Annotated in this window: 20 protein-coding genes and 2 tRNA genes; 8 read left to right on the top strand and 14 right to left on the bottom strand. The window is 71.1% G+C overall.

Annotated features, from left to right (window positions below; translation table 11 throughout):
• The first annotated feature begins 4 nt into the window (after nucleotides 1–4).
• Together rsgA and ACWDX7_RS21845 are read left to right on the top strand one after the other, a co-directional pair.
• Entirely contained in the window at nucleotides 5–1015 is a 1011-nt protein-coding gene (rsgA, locus tag ACWDX7_RS21850) for a ribosome small subunit-dependent GTPase A (RefSeq protein WP_451492696.1), read from the top strand.
• Nucleotides 1016–1184: 169 nt separating this feature from the next.
• Entirely contained in the window at nucleotides 1185–1508 is a 324-nt protein-coding gene (locus ACWDX7_RS21845; RefSeq protein ID WP_451492697.1) for a DMT family transporter, read from the top strand.
• On the opposite strand, the gene ACWDX7_RS21840 is transcribed toward ACWDX7_RS21845, so the two are convergent.
• The gene (locus tag ACWDX7_RS21840) at nucleotides 1474–2064 is read right to left on the bottom strand and encodes a TetR/AcrR family transcriptional regulator (protein ID WP_451492698.1); all 591 of its coding nucleotides are present in this window, start codon (nucleotides 2062–2064) and stop codon (nucleotides 1474–1476) included. The two genes, ACWDX7_RS21845 and ACWDX7_RS21840, sit on opposite strands and share 35 nt — an antisense overlap.
• 166 nt (nucleotides 2065–2230) lie before the next feature.
• On the opposite strand from ACWDX7_RS21840, the gene hisN reads away from it, so the two are divergent.
• Both hisN and ACWDX7_RS21830 read left to right on the top strand, forming a co-directional pair.
• Entirely contained in the window at nucleotides 2231–3034 is an 804-nt protein-coding gene (hisN, locus tag ACWDX7_RS21835) for a histidinol-phosphatase (RefSeq protein WP_451492699.1), read from the top strand.
• Between the two features lie 283 nt (nucleotides 3035–3317).
• Entirely contained in the window at nucleotides 3318–3737 is a 420-nt protein-coding gene (locus tag ACWDX7_RS21830; protein ID WP_451492700.1) for a CBS domain-containing protein, read from the top strand.
• An 83-nt stretch (nucleotides 3738–3820) separates the two neighbouring features.
• Here ACWDX7_RS21830 and ACWDX7_RS21825 read toward each other — a convergent pair whose 3' ends face one another.
• Complete coding sequence (locus ACWDX7_RS21825; RefSeq protein ID WP_451492701.1) at nucleotides 3821–5290, bottom strand: catalase; 1470 nt, start codon at nucleotides 5288–5290, stop codon at nucleotides 3821–3823.
• Nucleotides 5291–5420: 130 nt separating this feature from the next.
• Here ACWDX7_RS21825 and ACWDX7_RS21820 point away from each other — a divergent pair, with 130 nt between their 5' ends.
• Nucleotides 5421–5837: a Fur family transcriptional regulator gene (locus ACWDX7_RS21820; RefSeq protein ID WP_451492702.1), complete on the top strand. Its 417-nt coding sequence runs from the start codon at nucleotides 5421–5423 to the stop codon at nucleotides 5835–5837.
• A gap of 210 nt (nucleotides 5838–6047) precedes the next feature.
• Here ACWDX7_RS21820 and ACWDX7_RS21815 read toward each other — a convergent pair.
• The 4 genes from ACWDX7_RS21815 to ACWDX7_RS21800 form a co-directional block, all read right to left on the bottom strand.
• Nucleotides 6048–6121, bottom strand: a tRNA-Met gene (locus ACWDX7_RS21815).
• A gap of 91 nt (nucleotides 6122–6212) precedes the next feature.
• On the bottom strand, nucleotides 6213–8069 hold the full coding sequence (locus ACWDX7_RS21810) for a tetratricopeptide repeat protein (protein ID WP_451493342.1): 1857 nt from the start codon (nucleotides 8067–8069) through the stop codon (nucleotides 6213–6215).
• 192 nt (nucleotides 8070–8261) lie between these two features.
• A tRNA-Met gene (locus ACWDX7_RS21805) sits at nucleotides 8262–8335 on the bottom strand.
• Nucleotides 8336–8391: 56 nt separating this feature from the next.
• Nucleotides 8392–11271 carry a UPF0182 family membrane protein gene (locus tag ACWDX7_RS21800; RefSeq protein WP_451493350.1) on the bottom strand — a complete coding sequence of 960 codons (2880 nt, stop codon included), beginning with the start codon at nucleotides 11269–11271 and terminating at the stop codon, nucleotides 8392–8394.
• A gap of 130 nt (nucleotides 11272–11401) precedes the next feature.
• Here ACWDX7_RS21800 and ACWDX7_RS21795 point away from each other — a divergent pair, with 130 nt between their 5' ends.
• Complete coding sequence (locus ACWDX7_RS21795; RefSeq protein WP_451493343.1) at nucleotides 11402–11971, top strand: PPA1309 family protein; 570 nt, start codon at nucleotides 11402–11404, stop codon at nucleotides 11969–11971.
• A gap of 101 nt (nucleotides 11972–12072) precedes the next feature.
• On the opposite strand, the gene ACWDX7_RS21790 is transcribed toward ACWDX7_RS21795, so the two are convergent.
• From ACWDX7_RS21790 to ACWDX7_RS21775, 4 genes are all read right to left on the bottom strand, one after another.
• Nucleotides 12073–13164 carry a YlbL family protein gene (locus ACWDX7_RS21790; protein WP_451493344.1) on the bottom strand — a complete coding sequence of 364 codons (1092 nt, stop codon included), beginning with the start codon at nucleotides 13162–13164 and terminating at the stop codon, nucleotides 12073–12075.
• Between the two features lie 157 nt (nucleotides 13165–13321).
• Nucleotides 13322–13519: a hypothetical protein gene (locus ACWDX7_RS21785; RefSeq protein ID WP_451493345.1), complete on the bottom strand. Its 198-nt coding sequence runs from the start codon at nucleotides 13517–13519 to the stop codon at nucleotides 13322–13324.
• A gap of 213 nt (nucleotides 13520–13732) precedes the next feature.
• A complete protein-coding gene (locus tag ACWDX7_RS21780; protein WP_451493346.1) occupies nucleotides 13733–14194 on the bottom strand; it encodes a molybdenum cofactor biosynthesis protein MoaE in 462 nt (153 codons plus the stop codon).
• 145 nt (nucleotides 14195–14339) lie between these two features.
• A complete protein-coding gene (locus tag ACWDX7_RS21775; RefSeq protein ID WP_451493347.1) occupies nucleotides 14340–15497 on the bottom strand; it encodes an SDR family oxidoreductase in 1158 nt (385 codons plus the stop codon).
• Between the two features lie 192 nt (nucleotides 15498–15689).
• On the opposite strand from ACWDX7_RS21775, the gene ACWDX7_RS21770 reads away from it, so the two are divergent.
• Nucleotides 15690–17102, top strand: coding sequence for a zinc-dependent metalloprotease (locus tag ACWDX7_RS21770; RefSeq protein ID WP_451493348.1), 1413 nt, complete (start codon nucleotides 15690–15692; stop codon nucleotides 17100–17102).
• Entirely contained in the window at nucleotides 17099–17638 is a 540-nt protein-coding gene (locus tag ACWDX7_RS21765; protein WP_451751359.1) for an NUDIX hydrolase, read from the top strand. The genes ACWDX7_RS21770 and ACWDX7_RS21765 overlap by 4 nt, the downstream gene beginning before the upstream one ends.
• 92 nt (nucleotides 17639–17730) lie before the next feature.
• Here ACWDX7_RS21765 and ACWDX7_RS21760 read toward each other — a convergent pair whose 3' ends face one another.
• The 4 genes from ACWDX7_RS21760 to ACWDX7_RS21745 all read right to left on the bottom strand — a co-directional run bounded on the left by ACWDX7_RS21760 (nucleotide 17731) and on the right by ACWDX7_RS21745 (nucleotide 21594).
• Nucleotides 17731–18486, bottom strand: coding sequence for an AIM24 family protein (locus ACWDX7_RS21760; protein WP_451490397.1), 756 nt, complete (start codon nucleotides 18484–18486; stop codon nucleotides 17731–17733).
• A gap of 17 nt (nucleotides 18487–18503) precedes the next feature.
• Complete coding sequence (locus ACWDX7_RS21755) at nucleotides 18504–19184, bottom strand: AIM24 family protein (protein ID WP_451490404.1); 681 nt, start codon at nucleotides 19182–19184, stop codon at nucleotides 18504–18506.
• 20 nt (nucleotides 19185–19204) lie between these two features.
• Nucleotides 19205–20911, bottom strand: a complete 1707-nt coding sequence (locus ACWDX7_RS21750; protein WP_451490396.1) for a TerD family protein — start codon at nucleotides 20909–20911, stop codon at nucleotides 19205–19207.
• A 143-nt stretch (nucleotides 20912–21054) separates the two neighbouring features.
• The gene (locus ACWDX7_RS21745) at nucleotides 21055–21594 is read right to left on the bottom strand and encodes a M48 metallopeptidase family protein (RefSeq protein WP_451490395.1); all 540 of its coding nucleotides are present in this window, start codon (nucleotides 21592–21594) and stop codon (nucleotides 21055–21057) included.
• Nucleotides 21595–21695: the final 101 nt, after the last annotated feature.

Below are 21695 nucleotides of genomic sequence, written 5' to 3'. Positions count from 1 at the left end.
CGTCATGCGCAGGTACGGCAAGCACACCGATGAGGACGACATCCGCTCCCGCCCCAACCCCAAGGGCAACCGGCCGCGGACGAACATCCGGCCCAAGCACGAGGACGCCTCCGAGGGCTTCGTCCTCACGGTCGACCGCGGCCGGCTGACCTGCCTGGTCGGTGACCACACGGTCCACGCCATGAAGTCCAGGGAGCTGGGCCGCAAGGCGGCGGTGGTCGGCGACCGGGTCTGGATCGTGGGCGACCTGTCCGGCAAGAAGGACACCCTCGCCAGGATCGTCCGGATCGAGGAGCGCAAGTCCGTCCTGCGGCGCACCGCCGACGACGACGATCCGTACGAGCGCGTGGTCGTCGCCAATGCCGACCAACTGGCCATCGTCACGGCCCTCGCGGACCCGGAGCCGCGCCCCCGGATGATCGACCGCTGCCTGGTGGCCGCGTACGACGCCGGGCTGGAACCGCTGCTGGTGCTCACCAAGTCGGACCTCACCTCGCCCGACAAGATCCTGGAGATCTACTCCACCCTCGGCGTGAACTACGTCGTGACCAACCGCGAGGAGCTGGCGACGGGCGACGCGGCCGACCGGGTCCGGGAGCGGTTGAACGGCCGGATCACGGCGTTCGTCGGCCACTCGGGCGTCGGCAAGACCACGCTGGTCAACTCGCTGGTCGCGGAGGGCCGCCAGCGCGCGGTCGGCCATGTCAACGCGGTCACCGGCCGCGGCCGCCACACCACCACCTCGGCGCTCGCGCTGCCGCTGCCCTCGGGCGACGGCTGGGTCATCGACACTCCGGGCGTACGCTCCTTCGGCCTGCACCACGTGGACCCGTCCCGGGTGATCCTCGCCTTCCCGGACCTGGTGCCCGGTACGGAGGGCTGCCCGCGCGCGTGCAGCCACGACGAGCCGGACTGCGCGCTCGACACGTGGGTGGAGGACGGCCACGCGGACCCGGCGCGGCTGTATTCGCTGCGGCGGCTGCTGGAAACGCGGGAGCGCCGCGAGGGAGACTGACCGTCCGGCCGCGCACGGCTCATCCGACCGCTCACGGCTCGTCCGGCCGCGTCTGGCCGCGTTTGCCGAGGGACCCGTCTGGACAAATGCATAATCGCACCGAGTGGCGCGCGGGTTCAGGCCAGGCTCAGGCCCAGACCGTGTCACGTGACGCGGGGAGGCATTCGACATGGCGTGGCTGCTGGTCGTGGTCGCCGGCCTACTGGAGACCGGTTTCGCGGTCTGTCTGAAGCTGTCCCACGGGTTCACCCGGCTGTGGCCGACCATCGGCTTCGCGGTGTTCGCACTCGGCAGCTTCGGCCTTCTGACGCTGGCGCTCAAGAAGCTGGACGTGGGCCCGGCGTACGCGGTGTGGACGGGGATCGGGGCGGCCGGGACGGCGATCTACGGCATGGTCTTCCTCGGCGACGTGGTCTCCACCCTCAAACTCGTCTCGATCTCGCTGGTGATCCTGGGGGTCATCGGACTCCAGCTGTCGGGCTCGGCGCACTGAGCAGCCGCAGCAGCTCGGCCAGAGCGGGCTGCGCCGGATCCTCCGCGGGGGCTATCACGTAGGAGAGCGCGAGCCGTACGGCGAGCTCGCACCGCAGCGCGCCCTCGCACCGCTGGCCGCCCTCGCCCGGCGCCAGCGCGGCCGCGGCCCGCTCACTGACGGCGCGGGCCAGCGCGCCCGGCCCGGGCGGCCCGGCGCCCGGCCCCCGCGCCGGCCCCGGAGCGGGCAGGCCCGCGTCCCAGCAGCCGGTGAGCAGGGCGCGTACGACGGGATGGGCGCGGGCCGCCCGTACGGTCCACTCCGCGACCGCGGCGAGGCGCTCGGCGCTCGCGGCCGGGTGGCCGAGGGCGCGGTCCACGCCGTCGAGGTACCAGTCGGCCTCGCGCCGGACCAGGGCGCGGCCCAGACCCGCCTTGCCGCCGAACTCGTTGTAGAGGGTCTGGCGCGACACTCCGGCGATGGCTGCCACCTCCACCATCCGCACGGCGGGCCAGGGGCGCGCCGCGAGCGCCGCCCCCGCCGCTTCCAGCAAGGATTCGCGGGCTGCCGGCATCATCGCCTCCCCCTGTGGGTCCCGGCCGGGCTTCCCCGCCAGAGTTGACGGGGTGACAGGTCCTGTCAAGGGCGCGTCCCGGTCAAGGGCAGGTCTTGGGTCAAGGGCGCGTCCGGCCGCACGGTGGACGTCGTTGGCCGGGGTGCGGGAGTCTCGATACTGTTCGGCCATGCCCGAGTATGACGATGACCTGCGCCTTGCCCTCGAACTCGCCGACGCCGCGGACGCCGCCACGATGCAGCGGTTCCGCGCCCTCGATCTGGTGGTGGAGACGAAGCCGGACATGACGCCGGTGAGCGAGGCGGACAAGGCCGCCGAGGAGGTCATCCGGGCGGGCATCGAGGCCGCCCGGCCCGATGACGCGATCCTGGGCGAGGAGTACGGGCTCAAGGGCAGCGGCCCGCGCCGCTGGGTCGTGGACCCGATCGACGGTACGAAGAACTACGTGCGCGGTGTCCCCGTCTGGGCGACGCTGATCTCGCTGATGGCGCAGGATCCGGACGGCGTCTTCCGGCCCGTGGTGGGCGTGGTCTCCGCGCCCGCGCTGGGCCGGCGCTGGTGGGCGGTGCGCGGCGGCGGCGCCCATGCGGGCGGTGCGCTGGGCGAGACCGGCCGGATCGGCGTGTCGAAGGTGGGCGCGCTGGGCGACGCCTCCTTCGCGTACTCCTCACTGAGCGGCTGGGAGGAGCAGGGCCGCCTGGCCGGGTTCCTGGACCTGACCCGGGCGTGCTGGCGCACCCGGGGCTACGGCGACTTCTGGCCGTACATGATGGTCGCGGAGGGCTCGGTGGACCTGTGCGCGGAGCCGGAGCTGAACCTCTGGGACATGGCGGCGATCGCCGTCGTGGTCGAGGAGGCGGGCGGCCGCTTCACCAGCCTGGACGGGGTCGACGGGGTGCACGGCGGGAACGCGGCGGCGTCGAACGGGCTGCTGCACGAGGAGATGCTGAACTTCCTGCGCCCGCGCTCCTGACCCTCCGGCGTCTGGAGGGCCGTGCGCCTGACACCCGTGCGCCTGAGGGTCCTGCGCCTGCGGGCCGGGCGGGTGCGTCCGGGGCCGGCGCGTCCCCCGGCGCCGGCGCGTCCTGCGCACGGAGCGGGCCCAACGCGCGCCGCTGCGTACCCTCTTGCTCGCCTCGCGTGCCCGTGGGAATCTGAGACTCCTCCGCTTGTGCGCTTGTGAAGCCGTTCTCTTGTGCCGCGGCCACGGGCGCACCCGCCCAGCGGAGGGACTCATCCAGGAGGTGGCTCTCTTCATGCTCGTCCGTGACGCCATGAGTACCGTGATCCTCACCCTAGGACCCGCGCACACCCTCCGGCAGGCGGCCTGCCTGATGTCCGCCCGGCGCGTCGGCGCGGCCGTCGTCCTCGACACCGACCACAGCGGGATCGGCATCCTGACCGAACGCGACATCCTCAACTCGATAGGCGCCGGCCAGGATCCCGACCGCGAGTCCGTGGGCGCGCACACCACGAACAACGTGGTGTTCTGCACCCCGGAGGCCACCTTGCAGGAAGCCGCCGAGGCCATGGTCCACGGCGGCTTCCGGCATCTGATCGTGCTGGAGGACGGCGGCCCGGTGGGCATCGTCTCCGTACGCGACATCATCCGCTGCTGGGTACCGGCGCGCCGCGGCGCCGTTCCGGCCCAGGTCGGCGCCCCGGTCAGCGCCTAAGGGGCGCGTGGCGGCACGCAAAGCCGACGGGCCGGCGCCCCGGTGGGGGTGCCGGCCCGTCGTCTTGCCACGACAAGCGTCCGTCAGCCGCGCAGGGCCTGGACCGCGGCTTCGAGCCGCTTGCCGAAGTCGCCGTCCGCCTGGCGGAAGTTGTTGATCGCCCGCTCGACGATGTCGTCACGGGAGACCTTGGCGATGAAGCCGGACAGGTTCTCGATCAGACGGGCCTTCTCGTCCTCGGAGAAGAGGCGGTAGAGGTTGCCCGCCTGGACGAAGTCGTTGTCCTCGCGGTGGATCGGCGCGGCGTGGTTGCCCGTACCCCCGGTCACCGAGGTGGACTGCCACAGCGGGCGGTCGATCTGGTGCGGGCCGCCGAAGCTGTTCGGCTCGTAGTTCTTCGCACCCTTGTGGCGGCCGTCGTACAGGTAGCCGTCACGGGAGTGGGTGCGGGCCTCGGTGGCGCGCGGACGGTTCACCGGCAGGTGGTCGGCGTTGATGCCGACGCGGTAGCGGTGGGCGTCGCCGTAGCCGAAGAGGCGGCCCTGGAGCATCTTGTCCGGGGACGGACCGATGCCGGGGACGAAGTGCGCCGGGGAGAAGATCGACTGCTCGACCTCCGCGAAGACGTTCTCCGGGTTCCGGTTGAGCTCCAGCTTTCCGATCTCGATCGGCGGGTAGTCGTCGTGCGGCCACACCTTGGTGAGGTCGAACGGGTTGAAGCGGTACTCGGCCGCCTCGGCCGCCGGCATGATCTGGACCTGGAGGGTCCAGCTCGGGAAGTCGCCGCGCTCGATGGCCTCGCGCAGGTCGCGCTGGTGGGAGTCCGGGTCCTCACCGGCGAGCTGGTTGGCCTCGGCCTGGGTGAGGTTCTTGATCCCCTGGTCGGTCTTGAAGTGGTACTTGACCCAGAAGACTTCGCCGGCCTCGTTGTTCCACTGGTAGGTGTGGGAGCCGTACCCGTTCATGTGGCGGTAGGACGCCGGGATGCCGCGGTCACCGAACAGCCAGGTCACCTGGTGGGTCGACTCGGGCGACAGACCCCAGAAGTCCCAGACGTTGTCCGCCTCCTGCGAGCCCGTGTACGGGTCGCGCTTCTGGGTGTGGATGAAGTCGGGGAACTTGATGGCGTCCTTGATGAAGAACACCGGGGTGTTGTTGCCGACGAGGTCGTAGTTGCCCTCTTCGGTGTAGAACTTCAGCGCCCAGCCGCGGGGGTCGCGCACCGCGTCCGCGGAACCGAGGCTGCCGGCCACCGTGGAGAAGCGCAGGAAGGTCTCGGTCTGCTTGCCCACCTCGGACAGGAACTTGGCGCGGGTCCACTGCGAGACGTCACGGGTCAGCGTGAAGGTGCCGTACGCGCCGGCGCCGCGGGCGTGGACCACGCGCTCCGGGATGCGCTCGCGGTTGAAGTGCGCGAGCTTCTCCAGCAGCAGCTGGTCCTGGACCAGCACGGGACCGCCGACGCCAGCGGTCTCGCTGTTCTGGTTGTCGGCGACCGGGGCCCCGGCCTCCGTGGTGAGCGGTCCCTGCGTCACGTGCGCCTCCTGCGTCATTCCTGCATGTCCTGTCCTTGGCGTTTGCCGTACTCGATCCTACAATGGACATTGTCTAAGTCAAGCAAACATCTAAGTCAACACCGGTTCGGGAGTTACACCGAATCCCCTCGCTGTTAGGCTGGCGTCTATGAGTGACCTGCTGGAACGACTTCGCGGACGCGGCTGGCGCATGACGGCGCAGCGGCGTGTCGTGGCCGAGGTGCTCGATGGTGACCACGTTCACCTGACGGCCGACGAGGTGCACGCGCGCGCTGCGGCCAAACTGCCGGAGATCTCCCGGGCGACCGTCTACAACACGCTGGGCGAGCTCGTCACGCTCGGCGAGATCCTGGAAGTCTCGACGGACCGCCGCGCCAAGCGGTACGACCCGAACGCCCACCGCCCCCACCACCACCTGGTCTGCGCCCAGTGCGGCGCGATCCGCGACGTCCACCCGGCGGGCAACCCGCTGGCCGACCTGCCCGACAGCGAGCGCTTCGGCTTCGTGGTGTCGGCGGTCGAGGTGACGTACCGCGGCGTGTGCCCCAACTGCACCGGCGCCTGACCGGCGGAGGCGAAAGCCGACGCGGTGGCCCATGGGACCGCCGACGCCGATACGGACGCGGATACGGACAGCCGGAAGGCCCGGGAGCCCTGCTCCCGGGCCTTCCGCCCTATCCGCCGCTCGCGCCATGGCCACAGCTTGGCACCCGGAAACGACTCAGGGCCCGGAACCGATGGATAATCCATCAGTTCCGGGCCCTGAGACTTTCAGTAGCGGGGACAGGATTTGAACCTGCGACCTCTGGGTTATGAGCCCAGCGAGCTACCGAGCTGCTCCACCCCGCGTCGGTAAACCTGACTTTACGTGAAGCCGCCCGGCACATGCAAATCCGTTGAACGGGCTACGGCCCACGCCCGCGCCCGCCCGCCGGAGGCCTCAGGCCGAGAGTTCCTCGGCCAGCGCCTCGCGCAGGCGGGCCGCCCGCTCCGAGACCTCCGCCGGGCCCAGCTCCATGGCCCGCACGCACCACTTCTGGCCCTCCGCGAGATCGCCGTGGCGCGCCGCCAGCAGCCCCAGCCGCAGCGCCGCACGGCCGTGGCCGGCCACCGCCGCCCGCGTCCACCACAGCGCCGCCTCCGGCTCGCTGCCCTCGCGGGCCAGCAGCAGCCCGAGGTTGAAGGCGCCGTTGCGGGACCCGGCCTCCGCCGCCTCCCGGTACCACCGCGCGGCGGCCTCCATGTCCCCGCGGGCCGCGGCCAGCATGCCCACCCGTACCTGCGCCCGCCGGTGGCCCAGCTCGGCGGCCCGCTCGTACCACTCCTCGCTCTCGGTCCGCTCGGCGCCGCCCAGCGGCTCGCCCAGAGCCACCGGCTCCGGCGGCGGAGCCAGCGACTCCAGCAGCGCGGCCAGCCGGAACGCCGCCTCCGCGCTGCCGCCTCCCGCCGCGCAGCGCAGGTGGCGCTCGGCCGCCCGCTCCTCGCCGTCCCGTACCAGGGCGATGCCCACCTGGAGCGCCGCGTCCGTGTGCCCGGCCGACGCCGCCCGCTCGTACCACTTCAGCGCGGTGCGGTCGTCGTCCCGGCTGGCGTAGAGGATGCCGAGGTTGAAGGCGGCGTCGACGCTCCCCGCCTCCGCGGCCTTCGAGAACCACGGCTCGGCGCCCTCGGCGTCGCCGCCCTGGAGCAGCAGGATGGCGAGCGCGTTGGCCGCCTCGCGGTGTCCGGCGTAGGCCGCCCGGCGGTACCACTGCTCGGCCTGAGCGGTCCGGTCCTGTGCGACGCACAGCAGAGCAAGGTTGTACGCCCCGTTTTGATCGCCCGCGTCCATGGCGGCCCGGTACCAGCGCTCCGCGGTCTGCGTCTCGCCCCGCGCCGCGTGCAGCGCGCCGAGCGCGTTCGCGGCGTTGCCGTCGCCGTCCTGCGCGGCGCGGTGCCACCACGCGGCCGCGCTGTCCTCGTCCCCGGCGTCGCGCAGCAGGAAGCCGAGCGCGCACGCGGCCCGGGCCTCGCCCTGCTTGGCGGAGGTCAGGTACCAGCGCCCGGCCTCCTTGAGCTCCCCCCGGGCCTCCAGCAGCGCACCCAGGTGCAGCGCGGCGCGGCGGTGCCCGCGGGCGGCGGCCTGGCGGTACCACTGCTCGGCCTCGGCCGGGTCGCCCTTCCTCAGGTGCCGGGCCAGCCGGTACGCGGCTTCGCGGTGGCCCTGTTCCGCGGCGGCGCGCAGCCACCGCTCCACACCCTTGTCACCGCGGTGCTCCAGCAGGTCGGCCAGTGCGTACGCGCCCAGGGCATGGCCGGATTCCGCCGCCTGCCGGAGCCAGTACTCGGCGGCCGGCTCGTCCCCGCGCTCGCGGAAGTAGCGCCCCAGGGCGTGTGCGGCGGGTGCGGATCCGGCCACGGCGGCGACCCGCCACCAGCCCGCCGCCTCCTCCGGGTAGCCCCGCTGGTGCAGCAGTACGCCCAGGTTGTTCGCGGCGGCTCGGTCCCCCTCGGCGGTCGCCGCCCGCAGGTACGGCTCGGCCCGGTCCAGGTCACCGCGGCGCAGCAGCAGCGCCCCGAGCACGCTCATGGCACCGGGGTCGCCCTTGTCCGCGGCCGCCCGGTGGCGTGCTTCTAGCTCGGCGTCGCTCGCCGCGTCCGTCTCGGCGAAGACCTCTTCCGCGAAATCCGCATCGGTCAATGCGGTCTGCGCGTTCACGGCTGGAGCCGCCCCCTTGGCTTCTGTGCCCGATTCGGCCCCCGCCCTCACAAACCGCCCTGTCTCCAGCAGAGTTGACCTGTCCCCCATAAATCCCATCGTCGCATCACCTGCTACCCGCGTACACCTGGTATGTCGCAGCCTGTGAGGTCACTACAGCGTTTTGTCGACATGCCCACAGGGAGACAAGTCAAACACCTCCTGACCCAACTCACCCCTACCAGCTACCTCGTGTACACGGCCGGACATGACGAAGGCCCGGATCCCATGGATCCGGGCCTTCATCTTCAGTAGCGGGGACAGGATTTGAACCTGCGACCTCTGGGTTATGAGCCCAGCGAGCTACCGAGCTGCTCCACCCCGCGTCGGTGAAACCACAGTATCACGGACGCGGGACGGAGCCGTACCGACGGTCTCCGCGCTAGCCGCCGGGGCTGGGCGCGGTCAGCTTCGCCTCCGCGTCGATCGCCCGCTGCAGCGCTGCCTTGATCTCCTCCTGTGCCTTGCCGAAGGCCGCCCAGTCGCCCGCCTGCCGGGCCTTCTCGGCGTCGTCGATGGCCTTCTGAGCGTCGGCCAGCGCCGCCTTCACCGTCGGGTTCTGGCCGGTGGGCGGTGTGGTGGTGCCCTCGCCCGGCGGCTGGGCCGGCGGGACGGGCGCGGTCGGGGCGTCGGCCCCGAAGACCACGTTCAGCGCCTTCTCCAGCGTGTCCTCGAAGGCGGTCGCTCCGGCGTAGGTCACCAGGACCTTGCGCAGCAGCGGGTACTTCAGCCCGGAGCTGCGCACGTACACCGGCTCGACGTAGAGCATCCCGCCGTCGAGCGGCACGGCGAGCAGGTTTCCGTACTCGATCTCGGAGTCGCCACCGCGCAGCAGGCGGATCGTCTCCGCGATCTTCGGCTCGGACTGGAACTTGCTCTGTACCTGCCCGGGGCCGTCCGGCGGCTTGCTGGTCGGCATCTTCAGAATGCTGATCTTGCCGTAGCCCGCGGTGCCCGGATCCGCGTTGACCGCCATGAAGGCGCTCAGGTTGGGCCGCTCGTTCGGCGTGAAGGTCGTCGTGAGCGAGAAGACCTGGTCCTTCTCCTTCTGGTCCGGCATCTTCATCGACAGGTAGTACGGCGGAACCGCCGTACCGGCCTTGGTCGTCGGGTCGTCGGGGACGGCCCAGGCCTCACTGCCGCTGAGGAAGGTCTGCGGGTCCGTGACGTGGTACCGGGTCAGCAGCTCGCGCTGGACCTTGAAGAGGTCCTGCGGGTAGCGCAGGTGGTCCATGAGCGGCTTGGAGATCTCGCTCTTGGGCTGCACCGTGCCCGGGAACGCCTTCATCCAGGTCTTCAGGACCGGGTCCTGGGTGTCCCACTGGTAGAGGCTGACCGTGCCGTCGTACGCGTCGACGGTGGCCTTCACCGAGTTCCGGATGTAGTTGACCCGGTTCTCCTGCGCCACCACCGCGCGCTGGCTGTTGGTCAGCGAGTCCGCGGTGCTCTGGCCCAGCGTGGTGCGCGAGGCGTACGGGTAGCCGTTGGTCGTCGTGTAGGCGTCGACGATCCACTTGACCCGGCCGTCGATGACCGCCGGGTAGGGGGCGCCGTCGATGGTCAGCCACGGGGCCACGGCCTCGACGCGCTCCTTGGGGGTGCGGTTGTAGAGGATCCGCGAGCCCTCGCCGATGGCCCCGGAGTACAGGATCTGCGGCTCGCTGAAGGACAGCGCGTACGCCGCCCGGTTGACCGGGTTGTCGAGGTTGACGCCGGAGTCGCCCTCGTAGCTGGTCTCCTTCTCGCCCTTGTCGTCCGAGTAGTCGAGCTCCTTCTGCGGCCCGCCGACGATCGAGTACTGCTTCGTCTGCTCGCCGTAGTAGATCCGCTGCTCGAAGTCCGTGCCGAACATCCCCTTGGAGGGGAGGTCGGACTGGGTGAAGTCCGGAGCACCCTGGTCGCCGACCGTCGTGCCCTTGGCCGAGACGACACCGTAACCGTGGGTGTACTTGAAGTGGTCGTTGATCCAGTTGTTCTTCGGAATGCCGCCGATGTTCAGCTCGCGGAGCCCTATCACGGTGTCCTGGCCGCTGTAGCGGTCCACGGCGAGCGTCGACGGGAAGGCGTAGTAGCCCTTGACCTGCTGGAGCTGCTGGAACGCCGGCGAGACGATGTTCGGGTCGAGCAGCCGGACGCTGGCGGTGGCGTCGACCACCGGCCGCAGCTTGGCGCGGTCCTCCGTCTGCGGGGCGCCCGGATAGTCCTTGACCTCCACGCCGGAGATCCCGTAGGCATCGCGCGTCGCCTTGATGTTCTTCTGGACGTACGGCGATTCCTTGGCCTGCTCATTGGGCTGGACCTGGAACTTCTGCACGATCGCCGGATACAGCCCGCCGATCAGGATCGCCGAGAGCACCATCAGGCCGAAGCCGATGACCGGCAGCTGCCAGGTGCGGCGCCACAGCGTCGCGAAGAAGAGCAGGGCGCAGATCGCGGCGATGGCGACGAGGATCGTCTTCGCCGGCAGGTACGCGTTCGCGTCGACGTACCGCAGACCGGTCCAGTTGTCCGCCGCCTTGAAGTCGCTGGACTTCACGGCCAGGCCGTACCGGTCGAGCCAGTACGCGATGGCCTTGAGCGTCACGAACAGGCCGAGCAGCACCGACAGGTGCCCGGTCGCCGCGGCGGTGGCCCGGGCGCCCGGGCTGGTCACGCGCAGTCCGCCGTACAGGTAGTGCACGACGGCCGCGGCGATCACCGACAGCACGACCGCTGCGAAGCCGAAGCCGAGCAGGAAGCGGTACCAGGGCAGGTCGAAGGTGTAGAACGACACGTCCAGGTTGAACTGGGGGTCCTTCTGTCCGAAGGCCACCCCGTTCACATACATCAGCCAGGTCTTCCACTGGCCCGCCGCCGAGGCGCCCGCGATGAGGCCGACGAGCACGGCGATGCCCAGGAGCAGCCACTTCTTGTACGGGGCGATGCTCATCCGGTAGCGGTCGAGGCTCTGCTGCTCCAGCGACATCGCGCTGAGCGGCGGCCGCAGCCGGTGTGCCAGCCAGATGTTCAGCCCGACGGCACCCGCCATCAGCAGACCGAAGACGGCGAACAGCCCGATCTTGGTCCACAGGGTGGTGGTGAAGACGGTCGAGTACTTCACGGAGCGGAACCAGAGCCAGTCGGTCCAGAAGCCCGCGAACATGATGAAGAGCATGGCCAGGACGGCCAGCACGCCCAAGGTCATAAGGAGAGTGCGGGCCCGCCGGGACGGGCGGCCGACTCTCATCCGTGGCCCGGAAGGGCCTCCGCCGCGGTCCGGCATCTGGAAAGCCAACGTGCGCACCTCGAAAGTCGCTGTGTCTGTATGGAACGGGGGACCCGATCGTAGAGCCCACTCATGCAACTTACTGAGGCTTTAGTCAGTTCCCGGTATCGGGGAGAAAGGAGGCAGGATGTTGTCCATGTCCAACGTTTCCCCTTCCCCCGGCACGCCGATGGCGGCCAGCCCGCTGACCCGTGCCTGCCTTGAGATCGACGAGTACGCGGCCGGCCTGGGCTGGGACCAGCCCGCCCGGCTGTTCGCCCTCGTCGACACCGCCAAGCTGAAGAAGCAGGAGCCGCGCCTCGCCGGCCAGCTCGGCCTCGACCAGGACGACGCCGGCAAGACCTCCCTCACCCCGGTCGAGCAGGAGGAGCTGCCGGCCGGGACCGCCCTCGACAAGTTCCTGGGCACCATCGCCTGGCCCGACGCGGTCGTCGGATGCGCGCTGACGGTGGAGCGGCTGATGCTGCCGCCGTCCGCGGAGGCTTCCGTACCGGAGGGGCTGAACGACAAGCAGCTGGCGAAGTGGGTGGCCGGACACCCCGAGCGCCAGGAGGTCCGGCTGACCGTGGCCGTACTGCGCGACGGCTCGCGCGAGTCGGCCGTACGGCTGCGGGAGAAGGACTCCTCGACCGAGGTCCTCACCGGCGGGGGGCTGGTGCCCGGGCTGGCGGAGGCGCTGGCCGCGACCTTCTCGTAGGTCTTCTTCGTGGGTCCTGCTCGTAGGTCCTGCTCGTAGGTCCTTCTCGTAGCTCCTACTCGTAGGTCTTCCGAGCAGGACCTCGGCCGGAGGCGGACCGGTCAGGGCTTGGCGGGGCACTGCGGCAGCCCGGCCGTGTCCCCCTTGCTGATCTTCTCCAGCGCCCGCATGGCGTCGTCCATGGTGGAGACCTTCACCAGGGTCAGCCCGTCCGGCACGTCGGCGGCAGCGGCGGCGCAGTTCTCGGCGGGCGTCAGGAAGTACTCGGCGCCCGCCTCGCGGGCGGCGATCGTCTTCATCGGGATGCCGCCGATCGGTCCGACCTTGCCCGCGTCGTCGATGGTGCCGGTGCCCGCGACGAACTTGCCGCCGGTGAGGTCCTGCGGGGTGAGCTTGTCCACGATGCCGAGGGCGAACATCAGCCCGGCGCTGGGGCCGCCGACATCGGCGAGCTTGATGTCGATGGTGAAGGGGAAGGTGTGGTCGGTGCCCGCCCGGATGCCGACGATGGCGTGCCCGGCTCCCTCCGCCTTGGCCGTGGTGATCGTGACCTCAGTGGTGTCGGTGGGCTCGCGCTGCGCCTTCTCCGCCTCGGCCGCCTCCGCGGCCGGTACGACGGTGAACCGGACGGGTTCGCCGGGCTTGTGCCGGGTGACGAGCTTGGCCACGTCCTCCGGGGCGGTGACGGGGTTGCCGTCCACGGCCCGGATGACGTCACCGGCGTGCAGCTTGCCGTCGGCCGGGCTGGCCTTGACCACGGAGGATACGATCACGCGGGCGGAGACCGGGATGCCGAGCTGCTTGAGCGCCGCCACCTTCGCGGTCTCCTGCGACTGGCTGAATTCCTCGGCGTTCTCCTGGGTGGACTGCTCCTCCGTCTTGCCGTCCGGGTAGAGGTTCTCGTGCGGCACGACGATGTTGTCGTCGGCCAGCCACCCGTACACGGCTTCCAGCAGGTTCATGTCGTAGTCCGCGCTCGTGACGCGCACCGTGGTCATGTTGAGGTGGCCGCTGGTCGGGTACGTCTTGCGACCCGAGATGCTGAGAACGGGCTCGCCGCGCGAGTCCCCGAGGGTGTTCACGGTCGGACCGGGGCTCATCTCGGAATACGGGACCGGGAGGAACAGCCCTGCGATGAGGAGAGTGAACAGCACGAGGGTGGAAGCGAGCATCGTCGCAGTGCGGCGTGGCATGAATCCGACAGTACGGGACGGCCTCGGCGGGCGGCCCTCTGGGCCGCTCCGTGCGGGCCCGTACGCGGAAGTCTCAGGGGATTCTCACAAGTCCGAGGCTCAGGGGATCCTCGCGGGACGCCTCAGTCCGAGACTCAGGGGATCCTCACGGGACGCCTCAGACGGCGTCGGAACCGGAGTGCGCCTCTGCCTTCACCTTGGCCTCGTCGGCCCTGCCCATGGCCTCACGGAATCTCGCGTAGCCCGCGAGCTCGGATATGTCACCTTGGGTGCGGTCGCGCGCCGCCCAGCTGCCCCATATCGCCGCTCCGATCGCCGCGAACAGTGGAATGAGCAACCACGCCAGAGACGCCATGGGCCTGCCTCCCTACCCCTCTATGTACATGTCCGTTGGTGGCTTCAACGCTCATGCCCGGGAAGGGGTTACGCAAATCGAGGGCGTTTTGCGCGGCCGAACGGGTGCGAGGCTACCCCCTTTCGAGGGGACTCTCCGACCCGGGGGTTCGACGGCGTCCAACCGCCTCCCGGCAGGCGTTCGACCGGCTGATCAACAGGCGCCGAGCGTGCCTCAGCAGGCGCCGACCCACTCGTCCGTGCCGTCCGCGAAGGTCTGGTGCTTCCAGATGGGGACCTCGTGCTTGAGGTCGTCGATGAGCATCCGGCAGGCCTCGAAGGCCTCGCCGCGGTGCGGACAGGACACGGCGACGACGACGGCCAGGTCACCCACGGACAGATCGCCCACGCGGTGCACCGCGGCCAGGGCGCGGACCGGGTACTTCGCCACGACGCGCTCGGCCACGCGGCGCATCTCGGCCTCGGCCGTCGGGTGGCAGGAGTAGCCGAGCGAGTCGACGTCCGCCCCGCTGTCGTGGTTGCGCACCGTGCCGACGAACAGCGTCGTGCCGCCCGTCGCGTCGTCGCCGACGGCCTGGAAGACCTCGTCGATCGACAGCGGGGTCTCGCGGATTTCGAGCAGCCGGATCGGGTCCGGAGCGGCCTGCTCGCCGGGGTGGTCGAAGTGCGGTGCCATACGGTCCATCGTGCCCTAGCCGCCGGCGCGGCGGAATAGCCGAAACGCCCGGGCGCCGGCAACCGCCTTGGGAGCCTCCTACAGAAAACCGCTGGTGGCGGCGGGCGGCCGGGCGGGGGCCGCGCCGCCGCCCGGCCGGAACCGGTCAGATGCCGCGGCGTTTGCGGGCACGGCGGACGGCGGCGGCGGCGCCCAGCAGGGCCACCGTCGCACCGGCGGCTCCGGCGGCCGTGGCCGCGTCCTTGCGGCCCAGCCGGCGGCCCGCGACCGTGTGCCGGCCGGCGACCTCCTGGAGCAGCTCGGCCAGCACCTCCTCGTTGGTCCAGCGGGGCCGCCAGCCCGCCGTGTGCAGCCGGCTGACGCTGACCACCCAGGGGTGCATCGTGTACGCGAGGTCCCCGGCCGGGGACGGCGTCAGGCCGATCCGGTGCAGGCGGGCCGCCGCGCCCAGCGCCACGGCCGACGGGAGCTCCATGCGGCGGATGCCGCTCAGCTCCTCGACCTCCTCCTGCTCCAGCCAGCCCTCGCAGCCCACGGCCAGCTCGCCTTCGACCTTCTCCAGCGCCGCGTACTCCAGGGCGCTGACGAGGTCCTCCACGTGACAGAACTGCCAGGTGGGACGGGACCCGGCCACGACGAGGAGCCGGGGGGACTCGAAGTACCGGGTCAGCGCGGTGTCGGTGCCGCCGACGAGGACGGCGGGGCGGACCACCGTCACGTTCAGGCCGGGGTGCGCCCGGGGGGCTCGGCGGCCGAGGCGCTCGATCTCCAGCAGGTCGCCGACGCCGGTCGCCTCCGCGGTGGCCCGCAGCTCGGAATCCTCCGACAGCGGGATGTCGTTGTCCGGCAGGGCTCCGTAGACCATCGCCGAGGTGCACAGCACGACCCGGTGGACGCCGGCCGCGGCGGCGGCCGTCAGCACGGTCTGGGTCCCGCGCACGTTGTACGCCGTACGCGCCGCCGGGTCCGTCTCCAGATCGAGGTCCAGCGCGAGGTGGACCACCACGTCGGCGCCGCGCAGCTTCTCGGCGATCGCCGGGTCTCGTACGTCCAGGACGTGCCACTGGGCGGCTGCGCAGTCCCCGCGCCGCTCGTCGATCGCGACGACCTGCCTGACCTCGTCGGAGGCGGCCAGCCGGGCCGCCAATGCCGCGCCGACACCCGACGCGGCGCCGGTCACGGCGATCACCGGGCCTCGCACGGCCGGGTTTCGCGGCTGGCGAACGCCGTGGGCGCTGTCACCGTATTCAGGGCGGTCTTCGGGGTCGGGCGTCGGGCGAACCTGCGGATCTGGGGAACTCACCGGGCGTCTCCAGCGGTTGTCTTCAGTAGGGACGCGCCGTGACGCGTACCTACCAGGTGATGTCCATCCTGCCGCAGCCCAGGAGTCGGCGGAGCACCGAGCCCGTATGCGGGTGTGGTGTCTACGCTGAGAGGTGTTGTCGGACCATTGCCCGTCGGCACCCGCCGGCGGCCCTACGAGCCGAGGAAACCCGTGAGCGACACCCCATTCGGATTCGGCCTTCCGCCGGAGGAGCCGGAAGACGGCGACGAAGGCAAGAAGAAGGGCAATCAGGGCGGTCAGGGCGGCCCGGCGAATCCGTTCGGGTTCTCCGGCATGGGCCTGCCGGGCGGCGCCGGCGGCCAGGGCGGCGCGGAGAATCCGTTCGCCGCGATGTTCGGCTCGATGAACCCCAACGACCTCGGCGCGGCGTTCCAGCAGCTCGGGCAGATGCTCAGCTACGAGGGCGGTCCCGTGAACTGGGACATGGCCAAGGACATCGCCCGCCAGACCGTCTCGCAGGGCACGGCGGACGGCGTGAAGGACATCAGCGTCGGGGTGGCCGAGAAGTCCGCCGTCGAGGAGGCGCTGCGGCTCGCGGACCTGTGGCTGGACGGCGCCACCTCGCTGCCCTCCGGAGCGGCCACGGCGGTGGCCTGGAGCCGGGCCGAGTGGGTGGAGGCGACCCTTCCGGTGTGGAAGGAGCTCGTGGACCCGGTCGCCGAGCGGGTCGGCGCGGCCATGGGCGGGGTGCTGCCCGAGGAGATGCAGGCTATGGCGGGCCCGCTGCTCGGCATGATGCGCTCCATGGGCGGGGCCATGTTCGGCCAGCAGATCGGCCAGGCCGTGGGCGTGCTCGCCGGCGAGGTCGTCGGCTCGACCGACATCGGGCTGCCGCTGGGGCCGGTCGGCAAGGCCGCCCTGCTGCCGCTGAACATCGCGAGCTTCGGCAAGGACCTCGGCGTCCCCGCGGAGGAGGTCCGGCTGTACCTGGCGCTGCGCGAGGCCGCGCACGCCCGGCTCTTCGCGCACGTGCCGTGGCTTCGCTCGCACCTGTTCGGCGCGGTCGAGGGGTACGCCCGCGGCATCAAGGTCGACACCTCCAAGCTGGAGGACGTCGTCGGCCAGCTCGACCCGTCCAATCCGGAGCAGCTGCAGGAGGCTCTGCAGGGCGGCATGTTCCAGCCGCAGGACACGCCCGAGCAGAAGGCGGCGCTGGCCCGCCTGGAGACGGCGCTCGCCCTGGTTGAGGGCTGGGTCGACGCGGTGGTGCACGAGGCGGCCAAGCCCCGGCTGACCTCGGCCGACGCGATGCGCGAGACCATGCGCCGGCGCCGTGCCTCGGGTGGCCCGGCGGAGCAGACCTTCGCGACGCTGATCGGCCTGGAGCTGCGCCCGCGCCGGCTGCGCGACGCCTCGCGGCTGTGGGCCTCGCTCACCGACGCGCGTGGTGTGGACGGCCGCGACGGGCTGTGGGAGCACCCGGACATGCTTCCGACCGCCTCCGACCTGGACGACCCGGACGGCTTCGTCCACCGCGAGCAGCTCGATTTCTCCGAGATCGACAAGATGCTCGGCGAGGCCGCCCGCAAGCGTGACGACCAGGACGGCGACGAGCCGAAGTGAGCCTGTACGACGATGCGGTCCTCGTGCTGAAGGGCTACGAGGGGAACGGCGAGGCGGGCCAGAGCGAGCTGGGTGATCTTTACCTGGAGCACCTGGCGGCGCATCCGGACGGGGTCTACAAGCCGTGCACGGCCGGGCACATCACCGCGAGCGCGCTGGTCGTGGACCCGGCGCGCGGGCGCGTGCTGCTGACCCTGCACAAGAAGCTCGGCATGTGGCTGCAGATGGGCGGCCACTGCGAGCCGGGTGACGCCACGCTCGCGCAGGCGGCGCTGCGCGAGGCCGGCGAGGAATCGGGCATCGCGGCCGGGCTGACGCTCCTGCCCGGTGGCCCGGTGCGGCTGGACCGGCACCCCATTCCGGCGCCGTGCAACTGGCACCTGGACGTGCAGTACGCGGCGCTCGCGCCGGCCGACGCCGTGGCGGAGATCAGCGATGAGTCGCTCGACCTGCGCTGGTTCCCGTACGAGGAGGTGGCGGCGGTGGCCGACACCTCGGTGGTGCGGCTCGTGGAGGCGACCCGGGCGCGGATCTGACCGTACCGGCAGGGCAAGGGGCGTCCCCCGGCCACCGCGGGTGGCCGGGGGACGCCCCTTGCGTCAGTTCCAGGGTTCTTCTTCTGGTTCGGTCAGTTCCAGGCGTTGTTCTGGTTCTGGGCGTGGGCGCCCTGCTGGCCCATGCCGAACTGGGCAGCGACCCCTTGCCCGAGCTGGGCGTTCTGCGGGGGCAGCACCTCGCTGGGCTGGACCAGCGCGAAGCCGGTGCCGAGGAAGCTCAGCTCCCAGCCCTCGCCGGTGTTCCCGCGGCGCCGCCACACGCCGCTGGAGTGGGTCTGCGCCTGCATCTGCACGCGCAGCGAGGTCGACCAGGCGACGATCGCGTCCGCGTCGGCGTTGACGTACTTGTCGGGCGTCACGTGCATCATCAGCGGCTGCCCGGAGGTCATGAGGGCGACCTTGCCGCGGCCTGTGATGTTGAGCTGGTACTTGCCGGATCCGGAGATTCCGTACTGGCTGTCCACCGCGATGACCTCGGTGTGCAGGGTGGAGTCCAGAGCCAGGACGTAGCCGCTGTCGACGGTCAGTCCCTCCTGGTCCACGTCCACGACGTGCACGTACTGGGCGAGGTTGGCGAAGTAGACCGTGCCCTGCCCGGAGCAGCGCATCAGGTCCAGGCCCTCGCCCGTGTTGCGTCGGGCGTTGCGCTGCCCGGTGGTCTGGTATTCGCCGTCGAAGTCGATGAGCCCCTGGTAGGCGACCATCGCGCCCTTGCGCGCGAGGACGTCGTCGGTGCCGGTCAGCGAGACCCGCAGCAGCTGCGGGTTCTGCACGGTGTACCGGTCCTGGGACTGGCTCTCGGTGTGGGCGAAAAGTGCGCTCTGCATGATGTGTCCGCTCCCCCTCAGCCCCGGGCCCGGAGCCGGTCGGTGCTGTCCTCGCTGGGCTGTACGACGACGATGCCCTGGCCGGAGAAGGCCATCTGGTAGGCCTCCCCGCTGCCCCGGCCGATCATCGACGAGGCCTTGAAACTGCGCTTGCCCTTGACCTTCAGGTTGGGCGACCAGGCGACGAGCGCATCCGGATCGACGTACGTCTCGTCCTCGCCGCGGCCGCAGTCCACCACGATCGGGGTGCCCCGGGAGGTGAGGGCCACCCAGCCGTTGCCGGAGATCTGGACGTTGAACAGGCCCTGGCCGGCGAACTTGGCGAGGCCCTTGACCCGCTCGACGCCCCACTGGAGGTGCGCGTCGAAGGCGAGCAGGTTGGTGCCGTTGACCGAGAGCGAGTCGTTGTTGAGGTTGATGACGACGACGTCGGCGCCGTAGTCGGCGAGGTAGAGAAGGCCGTCGCCGGTGCACTTCATCAGGGGCGCGCCTTCGCCGCTGATCCACTGCGAGGCCATCTGGCGCACGGCCGGCGGATTGGGTTCGTACTGTACGAAGCCCTCGTAGGCGACCATCGAGCCCGTGCGTGCGAAGAGCTCCTGGCCGCTCTGCATGGCGACCTTGAGCATGGCCCGGCCGTGGTTCTCCATGCGGGCCGTGACGGGGGTCGGGGCGTAGCCCGCGAGCTGCTGGTTCATTGCGTTCATGTCGGGCTCCCTCAGACCTCGTACGGCTGGACGACGATGAAGTTGCCGGGAGCACCGCGGAATTGGAGGTTCACGGTCTCCCCGCTGTGACCGGGGTAGGCGTTGCGCCGGAGCCGGACCTGGCTGGAAAGGATCACCTGCGAGGCGGACGACCACGCGACGACGGCGTTGCTGTCCGCGAAGGTGGTCGGGGTGACGGGCAGGACGACCGGGACGCCGTGCGTCTTCACGATCACCGTGCCCGAGCCCTGGAACTGCATGGTGAACAGGGCGCCGCCGGGGATTCCATGGCCCTCGATGCGGCGCACCTCATGCTGGAGCGACTCGTCGAAGGCGAGGACCGCCTCGGCGGAGACGCAGATTCCGTCGCCCTGGAGCTCGATGGCGTGCAGGTGGGCGTTGTTCTCCGCGAGGAAGACCTGGCCGCGGCCGGTGCAGCGCATCAGCTGCATCTCCTGGCCGGTGGCGTTGCCGACGACGCGTCCGGCGAAGCCCGCGCCCTTGTAGCTGAAGTCGACCTTGCCCTGGTAGAGGACCATGCTGCCCTGGCGGGCGAGGACGGCCTGGCCGCCCAGGGCCAGGTCGACCCGCATGAGCTGCTGGTTCTGCGGGGTCCAGCGGGCGCCCGTGGGGGCTTCCTTGTACGGCTGGAGCGCGGCGGCGAGCCCGGGGGCGGCGGCGGGGGCCGCCTGCGGGGCGTAACCGGCGTGCTGGCCGGGAAGCTGGCCGGGCGCCTGGCCGTAGCCGGGCTGCTGGCCGTACGGGGCGGGGGCGTGCGGGGGGACCTGGGCCGGGTACTGGCCGGGGACCTGGCCGTACGCGGGCTGCTGCGGAGGCTGCTGCGGCTGGCCGTAGGGCGCGGCGGCCGGCGGGGCGAACGGCGCCGCCATGGTGGGCGCGGCGTGCATCGGCGCCGGGTGCGTCGGCGCCGCCGCGGCGGGCTGCTGGTACGCCTGCGGCTGGGGTTGCGGGACCGGCGCCGGTGCGGGTGCGGGTACTGGAGCGGGGGCGGGTGCGGGTGCGGGTGCGGGGCCGCCGAAGGATGGCGCCGGCATCTGCGGGGCCGGGGGCGCGGGTGCCGGGGCGCCGAAGGACGGCGCGGGCAGCTGCGGGGCGGCGGCCTGGGGCGGTGGAGCGAACCCGGGTGCAGCGCCGGCCTGAGCGGCGGGCTGCTGCTCAGGCTGCGTTTCCTCGGCGACCTCGCCGCCGAAGTTCTTCAGCAGGGCGGCGAGTCCGCCGTCGAAGCCCTGGCCGACGGCGGCGAAGCGCCATACGTCCTTGAGGTAGAAGTCACCGAGCATCACCGCGCGCTCGGTGGTGAACTCCGCACCGGTGAAGGCGTACCGGACGACCTCCTCGCCACCCGCCACGATCCGGATGTAACCCGGACCGATCTGCGACATCTGTCCGGCGCCGTCGATGGTGGCGGTGAAGGACAGCTTGTGGATGCCCGCCGGGATGCGGTCCAGGGTCACCCGGAAGGATTCGGTGTCACCGGCTTGCGCGCCGAGCTGCTGGATCGACTCCTCCGGCGATTTGGGCTGGTTGAAGAAGATGAAGTAGCGGTCGTCCGACAGCTGCTCGTTCGCGTCGAGGCCGAAGCAGCTGATGTCGAAGGCGAGTCCGGGCCCGGCGATCTGGACGCCTACGTACAGATCGGTGCCCGCCGTCAGATCACTGATCTTGGCCTTGTGGCCGCGTTGGAATTCCCTGGCCATACGTAACGACCGTCCCCCATCCCGACTGTGAATCCGTGCCGCTCAGGCTAACGGCAACTGCCGACATCCGGCCAAGTCGGTACCGACCCGGTACACAACACGGTGCGTGACCCCGCGGTCGGCGACCGGGGGCCCCGGCACCGTCATTCGTCGCGGGCGGCGGGGACCTTCGGGAGGCGCTCGGCGGCGACCACTCCCTCCAGGTAGCCGCGGGCCCGCTCGGTCCGGGGATACGCCTCCAGCAGCTGCCAGAAACGGGCGCCGTGGCCGGGCACGAGGAGGTGGGCCAGCTCGTGCAGGAGCACGTAGTCGACGACGTACTCGGGCATTCCCTGGAGGCGGTGCGAGAGGCGGATGCTGCCTTCGGCCGGGGTGCAGGAGCCCCAGCGGGTGTTTTGGTTGGTGACCCAGCGGACCGAGCGGGGGCGCGCGCGGCCACTGAAGTACTGCTCGGACAGACGCTCGGCGCGCTCGGTGAGTTCCGCGTCCCCGATGGTGCGTCTGCTCTCCTGCGCGGCCAGCTTGTCCAGCATGACCCCGATCCAGCGCTGCTCCTCGGCCTCGGACATCCGGGCAGGGATGAGCACGACCGTACGGTCACCCTCGCGGTAGGCGGATACGGTCCTGCGGCGGCGTGCGCTCCGGCGGACTTCGACGGCGCGTTGCGATGGGTCGGCGGACACGCGACGACGGTACCCGCAAGCCGTGGCGGAAGTCGCGCCCCTCCACGCTTCGAATGTGACCGGTTAACGACGGGCTGCCAGCGGGCGCGCATTCCTCATCT

The organism is Streptomyces sp. NPDC003034 (genome assembly GCF_053591375.1).
Note: the sequence above shows the minus strand (reverse complement) of the source record. Positions and strands in the feature narration are given on the sequence as shown.